This is a genomic window from Paenibacillus sp. FSL H7-0918 (assembly GCF_038007025.1).
Classification (GTDB): domain Bacteria; phylum Bacillota; class Bacilli; order Paenibacillales; family Paenibacillaceae; genus Paenibacillus_AQ; species Paenibacillus_AQ odorifer.
Genome location: NZ_JBBOWJ010000002.1, coordinates 1,311,547 through 1,323,943, shown reverse-complemented (window position 1 = coordinate 1,323,943; position 12,397 = coordinate 1,311,547). Strand labels below are relative to the sequence as shown.

Annotated in this window: 8 protein-coding genes and 1 riboswitch; of the genes, 7 read left to right on the top strand and 1 reads right to left on the bottom strand. The window is 46.4% G+C overall.

Features of this window, described 5'->3' with window-relative positions; translation table 11 throughout:
- Positions 1–119 precede the first annotated feature (119 nt).
- Entirely contained in the window at positions 120–1,478 is a 1,359-nt protein-coding gene (locus MHI15_RS19760) for a DUF58 domain-containing protein (RefSeq protein WP_076305524.1), read from the top strand.
- Positions 1,447–3,465: a transglutaminase family protein gene (locus MHI15_RS19755; protein WP_341164750.1), complete on the top strand. Its 2,019-nt coding sequence runs from the start codon at positions 1,447–1,449 to the stop codon at positions 3,463–3,465. Before MHI15_RS19760 ends, MHI15_RS19755 begins: the two co-directional genes overlap by 32 nt.
- 112 nt (positions 3,466–3,577) lie before the next feature.
- On the opposite strand, the gene MHI15_RS19750 is transcribed toward MHI15_RS19755, so the two are convergent.
- Complete coding sequence (locus MHI15_RS19750) at positions 3,578–3,766, bottom strand: hypothetical protein (protein WP_312151757.1); 189 nt, start codon at positions 3,764–3,766, stop codon at positions 3,578–3,580.
- Positions 3,767–3,947: 181 nt separating this feature from the next.
- Here MHI15_RS19750 and guaA point away from each other — a divergent pair, with 181 nt between their 5' ends.
- From guaA to MHI15_RS19725, 5 genes are all read left to right on the top strand, one after another.
- On the top strand, positions 3,948–5,486 hold the full coding sequence (gene guaA / locus MHI15_RS19745; protein ID WP_341164749.1) for a glutamine-hydrolyzing GMP synthase: 1,539 nt from the start codon (positions 3,948–3,950) through the stop codon (positions 5,484–5,486).
- 146 nt (positions 5,487–5,632) lie between these two features.
- A complete protein-coding gene (locus MHI15_RS19740) occupies positions 5,633–6,097 on the top strand; it encodes a hypothetical protein (protein WP_341164748.1) in 465 nt (154 codons plus the stop codon).
- Between the two features lie 202 nt (positions 6,098–6,299).
- Positions 6,300–6,399, top strand: a riboswitch (purine riboswitch).
- Positions 6,400–6,521: 122 nt separating this feature from the next.
- Positions 6,522–7,922 (top strand): NCS2 family permease, encoded by a 1,401-nt coding sequence (locus MHI15_RS19735; RefSeq protein WP_036679893.1) that lies wholly within the window; start codon positions 6,522–6,524, stop codon positions 7,920–7,922.
- Between the two features lie 400 nt (positions 7,923–8,322).
- Positions 8,323–10,578 carry a glycosyltransferase 87 family protein gene (locus MHI15_RS19730; protein WP_341164747.1) on the top strand — a complete coding sequence of 752 codons (2,256 nt, stop codon included), beginning with the start codon at positions 8,323–8,325 and terminating at the stop codon, positions 10,576–10,578.
- Entirely contained in the window at positions 10,568–12,346 is a 1,779-nt protein-coding gene (locus MHI15_RS19725; protein WP_341164746.1) for a phospholipid carrier-dependent glycosyltransferase, read from the top strand. The genes MHI15_RS19730 and MHI15_RS19725 overlap by 11 nt, the downstream gene beginning before the upstream one ends.
- Positions 12,347–12,397 lie beyond the last annotated feature (51 nt).

The following is a 12,397-nucleotide window of genomic DNA, read 5'->3' as shown; positions in this document are numbered from 1 at the left end:
GGCAGTTTTTTTAAAAGAAAAAAACAATGTCTGGGCACCCTTTTTCATGGGAAGAATAGATAGTAATAAGTTCCTCAGCTGGGAACAAGTCTAGACCCAAAGGAAGGGTGTTCGTTCCATTGTCCTCTTCAAAAAAAGTAGAACACAAATTAAATAACAAGACTGAAAGAGTTAGAAGCTATCCGCGTAGCCGTAGTGCGTTGGGTGAATGGTTGCGGATGCTGGCTGTGGCTGGAATTATAGGTGTTTTATATGCATGGCGCGGAGGCGCATCACTCTTATTTCTGCTGATCGCTGTAGGCGTTATCATGGTTGGCGGACTGATTGTTCAACTTTCAGGTCCACGGGCGATAAAGATTGAACGGACAATCACTCCAGTAAGACCGATAGCTGGAAGTACATTGCTTGTGAAGGTGCGGGTGAATTTCTCTGCCCGGCTTCCACTGCCATGGCTGACTATCGCTGATTTTTGGGGGGACAGAGGACATCACAAGCTACTGTTTCCGGGATTCAGACGCTCTTTTGAATACACCTACCTTCTTGAGAATATGCCGCGGGGACATCATCATTTGCAGGGCTGTAGAGTAACCTGGGGAGATTTGCCCGGCTGGTTCACAGGCCGATCTGAGCCTGCTGAAGAGCATAGCGTTAAAGTGCTGCCAGCCCCCCTATATTATGGCGGAGCAGTCCCGGACAGCGGCTTTATTAGCGGTGATTCGCGCTATTCTAGAAGGGGAAGAAGCAGCAATGATGAGACCATGGAATCGCGGGAATATGAGCCCGGTGATCCGCTTAGCCGAATTCATTGGAAGAACAGCGCCCGGCTAGGAAATCTGCAGAGCAAAGTTCCGGAGCGTGAAAAGGCAAGAATGAGCTGTATCGTGTTGGCTAATGATCCCAAAAGCTATGAGATTCCAGCCAATGCACTTACACCTCGTGGCAGTCGGGAGGAGCAGCCTCCGGTATTTGAGAAGGCGGTGTCAACGGCGATGGGGCTGATGCTCTTTGCTGAGCAGTCAGGTGCTTATGTCCAGTTATTTAGCGGAGGCTGGCCGGAAGGAATGGCTAGGCATGAAGGACTGGGTAAAATCCCAGGGAGAGTGCTGGATATTCTAACTGATATTTCTCCGAATGGAACAAGAACCCTGTCCGAGCTGTTGGAGGATGCTTCTAGAGGCTGGATTCCGGGAATGACCGTTGCTATAGTGACCGGAAGATTAGAGGAACAATCCGCTAAGGTTATCGCTAAATTCTTAGTGCAAGGTGTAAAAGTTGAGCTCTATTATGCTTGGGATCAGCCAGCTCCGCTGCCTGCTGAGGTAATGCTGCAGGAGATCCGCCAGCCTGTGCGGGGAACGGTCGGGGATAGTCTGGGTCGTCTGGGAGCACGGATGTTTTGTCTGGATGATGCATTGCCAGCTTACAGGCTCAGGGAGGTAGAGTACCATGAATCATCCGGAAAACCAACGCTACGGTAAGCGGATACCGGGTGACACAAGCTTCTCTATGAATGAGCACAGTGGGAAGGAACCAAAGCAGCTCCATTTGGAAAAACTGGAGAACAGTCATGCCGGTAAACAGAGAAAGATACCTCTGTATTATCGCATGCTGTTCTCTTTGGCTATTTTGGGGCTGTTTTTAGAATGGCTGCTCCCTTTATATAGAACGACTTCATTGGAAGATACTGCTAGATTGCTGCAGATTCTGATGATTTCTGCTGCCGTGCTGTTGATGTGGGGAATCCTTCAGATTCCCGGGTGGCTATTGCTAAGTATCCAATGTTTGATGATCGGCACAGCTTGGCTATATCTATGCAGCGAGAGCGTAGGGACAGGATGGCTGGGCATTTATGCAGTAGAAATTCCAAATGATCTGATTTTGCTCTTTTCCGGGCATGTTTCTCAGCTAAGCGAGATCAGCAGACTTTTGATTTTGATTGTTGGCTGGGGGCTGCTGGTATCTTCGGTGCAGCAGCTTGCACTTTTCAGAGGTAGTACGCTGCTGTTTACAGCGGTGACCCTCATTTATCTATTAGTTCTGGATATTGGCTTTGGCGTTAATACGACAACGGATGTTGTAATATCAGTCGGGCTTATTGTATGGATGCAAGCAATGAGTGGTTTGCTCCGTCTGCGGGAACGGGTGGGCAGCATTCACCTGCCGTATGCCCGATGGGGAGTTTTGGCATTAGCAACTGCTATATTCGTCATGATGACAGCATGGTTTGGTGGGCAGGTATATGAAGTACGACCGCCTAACCAAACTACACTCCAGTCAACCTTTGAAAAGCTGCAGGAATGGGCTTCGGGCCATATGCCGGAAGATAATGAGGCTATACCTGCAGGAACAACAGGGTATAGTACAAATGATGGAGAACTGGGTGCTCCATTATCACGCAATACCGAGCCAGTCTTCACAGCGTTGACCAGTCAGCGTACCTATTGGCGCGGGGAGAGCATTGCCTACTATGACGGTCGCCGTTGGATCAGAGGGGGTGAGGAGTTTACTCCGCTTAACTTGTCCAGCCTGCCTCAGATTCCGGCGACGGTAACCACTACTAATGGGGGGCGGACTTTGCAACAGCGGATACAATTTGCTATTCCCTCTTCCGGTGGAATTCCTGTATTCAATGCGGGCACCCTAACAGATGTTGAGACAGTTCAACTATCCAATGGCAGCCAGCTTGGTTATGTTCTGGCGAATAAGGACAGGGATACCTTTCGTCTGCCAGATTCGGTGGGGTCAACTCGGATCACTGAGTATATAGTTGATTCTATACTTCCCGAGAGTAATCCAGTACTGCTGCGCGGGTTGGGTGATGCTGATCCTCAAGAGATAAAGAACAAATATTTGCAGCTGCCTGATTTATTACCTGAGCGAGTGAAAGCTCTGGCAGAGAAGCTCACAGCTTCCTCGGGCAACCGATATGACTCCGCAACCGCCATTCGGGATTATTTGCAAAACGGGTATTCTTACACGCTGGATACCATGGTTCCGCCAGCTGGGGCTGATTTTGTGGATCATTTCCTGTTTGAGACCAAACAAGGTTACTGTGTGCATTTTGCCACAGCGATGACCGTATTGCTGCGAAGCACAGGTATTCCAGCGCGGTATGTTCAAGGCTACGGACCTGGAACCCAGCAGGAGGAAGCCATGCCGGCGAAGTATTTAGTCACCCAAGGGGATGCGCATGCTTGGGTAGAGGTTTATTTTGCCGGCGCAGGTTGGGTTCCTTTCGATCCGACGCCGGGTCCTGCGCTTGCGGCTGGCTTCCCCGCGCCGGCACGGCCTGCGGCCGCGGCGATTGCACCGCAAGCAACGCGCAGCGCGGAACTGCCCGTCCTGCCGCTGGCGGGCGGGCCTTTTCAGCGCCGCTCGCGGCCGCGGCGCTGCTTCCCGCCGCCGCTTGGCGCTGGCGGCGCAGCCTGGCTCTGCTGCTGGCCGCGCGTCGCGGCAGCAGCTTGAGCCGTGAGAGGCAGCTGCGCGCGGCCTCTCTGGCTTGGCACGGGCTGGCGGAGCGGTTTGGACCGCCGCCGCCCGGCGTTACTGGCAGGGAGTATGTGGACTCCCTGCGGATTTACGATGCCGGACTAGATGTAGCCGTCCGGCAGTTTGTCCGCCAGTGGGAGACCCTGGCGTACGCGCCAGCTTCGGCCTCCACAGCCGTGATCTCTGCCCGCGACAATCCCGTAGACTCCGCTCCCGCCCTTGGCGGCGAACCTGCGGCTTCTGATGCGGCCGCGTTTATTCGCGAATGTCTGCTCATTACCTTCCGTTTAACATAAACGGCTAATAACGCTTAGATCCGCTATCTAATTTATGCCATAGCAAGGAAGGTTCTGCATGAAGTTTTATCACTCTCTGATTATGAGAGGCGTGTCCTCCTTTCCTTGACGATGAGAATTAACCATGAGTATAATGAATCCAATAATCAAGGGAGGCACGTAATGAACAAGCCAAATGAAATTATCGTCGTTCTCGATTTTGGGGGACAATACAACCAACTTATCGCGCGCAGAATTCGGGACCTGGGAGTATACAGCGAACTTTTGCCGTACAATACGCCAGTTGACAAGATTAAAGCACTTTCGCCTAAAGGAATTGTCTTCTCCGGCGGACCTAGCAGTGTATACGCTGAAGAAGCACCACACGTAGATCCGGCTATTTATGATCTAGGAGTGCCGATCTTCGGTATTTGTTATGGTATGCAGCTGATGGCTCATCAGCTTGATGGTAAAGTAGAACGTTCGGCTAAACGGGAATATGGTAAAGCTGATGTTGACTTTGCAGAAGGAACTGCTTTAGTTGCAGGATTGGAGAACCGCCAGACTGTATGGATGAGCCACGGTGACCATGTAGTTGAGCTTCCAACAGGCTTCAAGCTGGATGCAGGTACAGAAAGTGCTCCAATTGCAGCAATGAGCAACGCGGAGCGCAAACTGTTCGCTGTGCAATTCCACCCAGAAGTACGTCACTCCGTTCAAGGTAACGAGATGATCTCGAACTTCTTATACCAAGTTTGTGGTTGCGACGGCAAATGGACAATGGAATCGTTTATCGATGAAGCCGTTCAAGATATTCGCAATCAAGTCGGAGATAAAAAAGTACTCTGCGCTCTTAGTGGCGGAGTGGATTCTTCCGTTGTGGCTATGCTTATCCACCGTGCAATCGGAGATCAATTGACCTGTATGTTTATTGACCACGGCCTTCTGCGTAAAGGTGAAGCAGAAAGCGTTATGGAGACTTTCGTAGGCAAATTCGATATTCATGTAGTGAAAATCGATGCACGCGATCGCTTCATGAGCAAACTTGCAGGTGTTGAAGACCCTGAGCAAAAACGTAAAATCATTGGTAACGAGTTTATCTACTGCTTCGACGAAGAGTCAGCTAAGCTCGGAGATTTTTCATTCCTTGCACAAGGTACGCTTTATACGGATATCGTTGAGAGTGGAACAGCTACAGCGCAAACCATTAAATCCCACCACAATGTGGGCGGCCTGCCAGAAGATATGAAATTTAGCTTGATCGAGCCGCTAAACACCTTGTTTAAGGACGAAGTTCGTAAACTCGGTGAAGAGCTGGGCATGCCACGTGCGATCGTATGGCGTCAGCCTTTCCCAGGTCCAGGTCTTGCTATTCGTGTCTTGGGTGAAGTAACAGAGGACAAGCTTACCATCGTTCGTGATTCTGACTACATTCTGCAAGAAGAAATTGCTAAAGCGGGATTAGACCGTGAAATTTGGCAATACTTCACTGCCCTGCCTAACATGAAGAGTGTCGGAGTTATGGGTGATGCTCGTACGTATTCCTACACAGTAGGTGTTCGTGCAGTAACTTCCATCGATGGCATGACCGCTGACTGGGCACGTATCCCATGGGATGTTCTTGAGAAAATCTCTGTACGTATTGTCAACGAAGTTGAGAATGTAAACCGCGTAGTGTATGACATTACTTCGAAACCACCTGCAACGATTGAGTGGGAATAGCATATAGCAATAACAAACCTGCAGCTCCTTATTTATTAAGGGACTGCAGGTTTTTTTTATTAACCGTGAAGCTTGTGACGGACCCTATATAGCAACTTTAGAGAATGTGATAAACTGGGAAAAATAAACTTACAGGAGCCATTAGAATGGGATTCTCACTTATTGGAACACTAATAGCTATGGTTATTCTTGCCCCAAGTTTACTGATGATTAAGTTTCCGCCCAATCATGTTCCCAGCGGTTTAAAAGATGCCGGCATCGTCTACACTCTTTTGGAGAGAGTAGGGCAGTTGGGGTGTATAGCCATTCTTGCGATTTCAAAGGATAACTTTGAAAATGTAGAATTCGGGATCTGGGCTGCACTTATCTTTGTGTTTATCACGATTTATTACGGTTTATGGATTCGTTATATGGTTAAGGGACAGCAATTCAGATTATTATGGGCTCCACTATTGTTTCTTCCGATTCCCATGGCAGTTCTCCCTGTTTGTGCATTTGGATTTGCGGCTATATGGGGCAGATCTTTCTGGTTGGGTATTGCAGTGGTTTGTTTAGCTATAGGGCATTTTGCTAATTCTTGGCATAGCTATCAGTATTCCAAAGGCCAATAAGCCAGGGAACATCGAAATTGTTTTATAGGGAAAAATACCCGTTTGAAAAGGCCTTTGATAGTTAATAAGCTGCATGATTTAAAGGATTTTGGGGTTGAAGTTAAAGATAAAAATGTATGAATTACGAACAATAGAAAAAATAAAGTCGAAAATGTTCGCTTTTTTCATTGACAACTTATGTGATGTCCACCTAAAATGATAAAGCACAACAACATAATTCTTTCGTATATTTCCGGGAATAGGCCTGGAAGTTTCTACGAGGTCACCGTAATGACCTGGCTACGATTAAGAAGAGCTGAGCAACCTGTATCGTCCTGAATCTAGGGCTATAGTCATGGGTGCTACTCTTTTTTTCGAGCCGGTGTCGATCAGATACCGGCTTTTTGTTGCTGTCAGCCACAACATACCTTAGGGGGAGAACAATTTGAATCGGTTTTTCAAGTTGAAAGAGAACGGCACTACAGTACGTACAGAGATAATGGCCGGCTTGACTACGTTCATGGCTATGGCTTACATCCTGTCGGTTAATCCGAGCACATTAACAGCATTTGGCCGCATCGATATGGGCTGGTACTCTGTATTTCTAGCGACTGCGCTGGCAGCAGGTATTTTCACCATTGCAATGGGCGTGTTTATAAACTTTCCAGTAGCATTGGCACCAGGTATGGGACTTAATGCATACTTTGCTTCCGTAATTTTGTCTTCTGCAACCTCAGAACATCCATTCACTTGGCAAATGGGTCTGACCGCAGTATTTATTTCCGGTTTGATCTTCATCCTGCTTACGGTTACCCGAGTGCGGCAGATCTTACTGACAGCCATTCCTGACAGCTTAAAGCATGCCATTACCGTAGGTATCGGGATGTTCATTACAATCCTTGGGCTTAAGAACAGTGGTTTGATGACGATTGGTGTCGAAGCTGGTAAAGATATTTCCGCCAATACATTCACAGATGTCCTATCCTTTGAAACAATCATTCATATGGGTAGTCTAGAGAACACTGATGTACAGTTGGTAATTATCGGATTGCTTCTTATTTCCATCCTGATGGTACTGCAAGTTAAAGGTGCGATTTTATTCGGTATCTTGGGTACAACCCTCGCGGGTATACTGATGGGTGTAGTTGATTTTGGCTCATTGTCCAGTCCGACAACCCCTTGGGTGCCTGACCTGACGCAATTGAACTTTTTCGAGTTTGACTGGGATGGTATCCTGCACACCGGTATTGTTTCAGCAATCGCAACATTCACTTTTGTAGAATTGTTCGATACATTTGGTACACTTGTAGGTACTGCTCAACGCGCTGGTATTATGGACAACCCTGAAGAAGGTAACAAACGTGTAGGTAATGCAATGTTTGTCGATGCCATTGCTGTTGCTGGTGGTGCGGCATTGGGTACTTCCACTACTACTGCTTTTGTAGAAAGCGCGGCAGGTGTTGCTGAAGGTGGACGTACAGGTCTTACAGCTGTAACAACGGGTGTGTGCTTCTTGCTTGCGTTGTTCCTTGCACCAATAGTAGCTCTGATCCCTGGATCTGCTACAGCCGCAGCATTGATTGTCGTAGGCGTGCTCATGGCACAATCGATTCGCGAAATTGATTTTCAAGATATGGTTGTTGCGATTCCAGCGTTCCTTACTCTAGTAATCATGCCTTTCACTTATAATATTGCTAATGGTATTTCCTTTGGTATCGTAACTTATGTAATCCTTGCTTGTGTAGCTAACCTTGCTGGCAAGAAAAAATACGATATTCACTGGATGATGTGGGTACTTGCTATTCTGATTATTCTCCGTTATGTATTTCTTGGTAGTGCGGGCTAACTCATATATAGCATACAGATGTGCATTCAACGGCTCCTTCATAACTGAGGGGGCCCTTTTTTTATATTTTTGTTGGCACTTAACCATTCAGCCTAGTCTATGTTTCTAGCTTTTCATCATCTATGATTTAGATTATATTGTTGAAGAGGTGATGTTCAGGACGAGGCAGCCTTGGCGTTAGAGTCCAATTTGTTCCCTCCTTGATCCTGATCTCTGTTTATTTTGTACTGAAAATACTTCAAACCCCTAGGTGGTCCTATGGTCTTACCATTTTGTTAGTTCTCTCGCTTTATGCTGATAGAATGGCCTGTTTTTTTGCTCCGGTATTTGCTTTAGCCACTGCGATTCTTCTATTCTATATAAGAGTCTATATAAGAGCCTTGAGGCTTAGGGCGATCCTATGGAATGGAATATTGTGGATGGAAGGGTCTGCGATCCAGATAAGGTTAACATACCCTATATTTATATGCTCTTTTATGAGAAAATCAATCCAAATGATTTCTTAGCAACGGTGAAATACACTAATTCGGGAGTTGTTTTTCAGAAGGGATATGCTTTTGGCTGGACTAAGATGAATATAGGACGAGGTGAGGTTGGGACGATGATCAAGAGTACACGTGCGGCCGTAATGACTGTATTGATGCTGTTATTGTTTGTGCTTCCTGTAACAAGCATTTATGCAGAGGGGAATCTATTGCAGAACCCTAGCTTTGAGGAGGGGGGAGATGATGCGCCTTCTAACTGGACTAAGGATATGTGGATTTCAGGAGATAATTCAGGCCTACTTTCAATCCAATCGGAGGAAGTTCATTCAGGCAGCAAGGCGGCAGTCATTGAGAATATCGAGCCCAATCATTCGAAATGGGTGCAGACGATTGAGGCTACGCCGAATAGTTATTATAAAATCTCTGGATGGATCAAAGTAGTAAGTACAGCAGGGGAGGGAATGGGCGCCAACATTCTTGCCGTTGGAGTAGGCGGGGGGTATCCCAGCGTAACTGATACGGCAGGTGAATGGCAGTATCTTGAATATATCGGCCAGACAGGACCGGAGCAGAAGTCATTTGGCATAGGCGCAAGTCTGGGCGGCTACTCTAGCTTGATTCAAGGTAAGGCTTATTTTGATGATTTTGCTGTAGAAAAATTAGACGCGGCTCCCGAAGGGGCTAACGTTATTTCGCTGGATAGTTCAGCGGTTAGTCCAGATGCCGGCGACAAGAAGGCAGACACTCCACATAAAGTATCTCCAACTAAGATGTTGCTGATCTCAGCGCTGTTTAGCGTGTTTTTTGCAGTGCTTTATACTAAGGCATTCCGTAGTGAGAAGCTTATGAAGCAGCCTGAGAATATTTATTCCAAATGGCTGAGCATTGCCATCGGAATTGCTTTTATCCTGAGAGTGTGGATTGGTCTTACCGCGCAAGGATATCAGAATGATATGAATACCTTTATTTCTTGGGGACAGCGTATGGTGGATTTAGGTCCAGGCAAATTTTATGAAGAAGGTTATTTTGCCGATTATCCTCCTGGCTATTTGTACATATTGTACGTGCTTAGCGCCATTCGTGGCGTTTTAGGATTCACTCAGGGCTCAGGTGGAGAGAATTTGCTCTTCAAGCTCCCTGCGATCCTTTCTGATTTGGTGCTCGGCTACTTCATTTATCAAATGTCACGCAAAAAACTCGGCACAGGAATAGCTTTCGGCTTAATGTTGTTGTTTCTGTTTAACCCAGCGGTACTTATTAATTCAGCGGCTTGGGGACAAGCAGATTCATTCTTTTTGATCTTCCTGCTGCTCAGTATCCATGGCGCTGCGAACAAAAAGTTTGTCCGCTCCGCAATTTTGTTTGCCTTAGCGACGCTAATTAAACCGCAAGCGTTGATATTCACGCCGGTATTGTTGTTTGCTTTTTATCATCACCGCGCTTGGAAGCAGCTTGGATTCGGAGCTTTGTATGGATTAGGGATCTTCGGATTGCTTGCGGCACCGTTTTTCTGGAATAACGGAGGATTGGTAGGGGTTATTGATCTTTACAAGAGTACGTTATCTTCCTATCCGTATTCTTCAGTGAATGCATTTAATCTGTATGCACTGACTGATCCGATGTGGTCATCCCTTGATCTAACCTGGCTTGGCATTCCATACCGTGTATGGGGCTTCATATTTATTTTAGTGGCTGTAGCTGTTGCGGCATTTTATTCCTTTAAAAAGGATCGCTTGGACCTGACCAAATCCTATTTTATCGGGATGGTGCTTATAGTAGTGGTCTTTGTGCTTGGCACCAAAATGCATGAACGTTATATGTTCCCTGCTCTTATTCTTTGTTTGTTTACTTATATAGAAAGTCGGGACCGCCGCTTTTTATCGCTATTTCTCGGATTCAGCTTAACGCAATACATCAATGTGGCGTACACCTTATCCCACCTGAATGCAGATGTTAGCCCGGGTGCAGACGGAATCGTATTAGTGACTGCTATAGCTAATCTAGCATTACTGCTTTATATGCTGAATATCGGATACGATGTGTATGTCCGCAAGGGAATAAAACCTCTTCCAGCACCAATTACACCGGAAGAACAATATGAAGAAGACTTGAGAGTTGTCGGGCAAATTAAACCGCATCAGAAGGGAGGGCGATTTAACGATGAAGTTTAAGCGTATAGATTGGATATGCATAATAGCTATTACGGCCGTTTACGCAGCGCTTGCTTTATATAATCTTGGCTCTACTAAATCTCCAGAGACCTTATGGGAGCCTGCTGCCAGTGGTGAAAGCTTCTATGTAGATTTGGGGCAGAGTAAACCATTGGAACGGGTCAATATCTTTGGAGGCGTGGGCACGGGGAAGTTCAAGCTGGAATTCAGCGACAATCCTGAGGTCTGGAGCAGTCCGATGGATGTGAGTGAGGATGTTGGGAATGTCTTCATCTGGAAAAGCCAACCCCTGAACGTTACTGCGAGATATGTGAAGTTTACAGTTACCTCTCCAGGGTTCACTTTGAACGAAATGGCCTTTTATGAGCAGGGGGGAGAAAGAATCCCCCTTCCTATTGCCGGTGTGACACCGGATGCTAACGCAGTACCTAAAAGAGGAGCAGCGGCCAATCTTTTTGACGAGCAGTCGCTCATTCCGGAATATTCTAACTTTATGAATAGCACTTATTTTGACGAGATCTATCATGCGCGAACAGCTTATGAATATACACACGGGATAGTGCCTTACGAGAATACGCATCCACCGCTTGGCAAGCTGTTGATTGCCATAGGTATGGAGCTGTTCGGAGTCAATCCATTCGGCTGGCGTATTATCGGAACCTTGTTCGGAGTTGCCATGTTACCTCTTATATATGTAATGGCGCTGCGTTTGTTTAAGAAAAGCAAATACGCCGCTCTCGCGGCAGGATTGTTTTCGCTGGATTTCATGCATTTCACACAGACAAGAATCTCCACGATTGACGTATACGGAGTATTCTTCATTATGTTGATGTTCTATTTTATGCAGCGGTATTACACAATGAATTTCTACAAGCAGCCTTTAAGAAAAACATTAATTCCGTTATTCTGGTCTGGCTTATTCTTCGGAATCGGCGTAGCTTCGAAATGGATTGTGCTCTATGGAGGAGCAGGGCTGGCCATTATGCTGGCTATCTCCCTTTTTGAACGCTACAGAGAATACCAAGCCTCCGGACGCCTGCTGGCAGAGGGGAAGATTAAAGACAAGGAATTGCTGGGCACCTGTCGTGAAGCAGTAGATTCTTTTTGGAAAAAGACTATTATTACGTTGGCTAGTTGTATCGGGTTCTTTGTAATTATTCCAGTAATTATTTATAGCTTATCTTTTGTGCCAGGGTTATCTGCATCAGCAGAGGGCTTCACTATAAAAGGTTTGATTGATTCCCAAAAGAATATGTACAACTACCACAGCCAGCTTGTAGCTACACATCCTTTTGCTTCCTCATGGTGGCAATGGCCGTTTATGAAGAGACCGGTCTGGTTCTTTAGCGGCGGTGAAGGTTTGCCGGAAGGTCAGGTCAGCAGTATAGTGACTATGGGGAATCCTCTTATCTGGTGGACGGGTATTTTTGCGATGCTGGCAACGCTGTGGATTACGCTGAAACGTAAAGATAAGAACCTCTACATGATCTGGATCGCCTTCTTCTCGCAATATGTTCCGTGGATGCTTGTCCCAAGAGAAACATTTATTTACCATTATTTTGCTATGGTACCATTTATGATTCTTGGTATTGTATATATAATGAAGTTGCTGGATAGTAAATTCCCTGAGGCCCGTTACGTACAGTATGTCTATGTAGCCGTTGCTTTGCTGCTCTTTATCGCTTTCTACCCGGTACTGTCAGGGATGCAGGTCAGTGGAGATTACGTGAAAGATATGCTGCGTTGGTTCCCTACTTGGGTTTTCTAGGATTTAATAAAAATCTATAAAATAAGTTTATGAATGCAGCGTTATTATGAA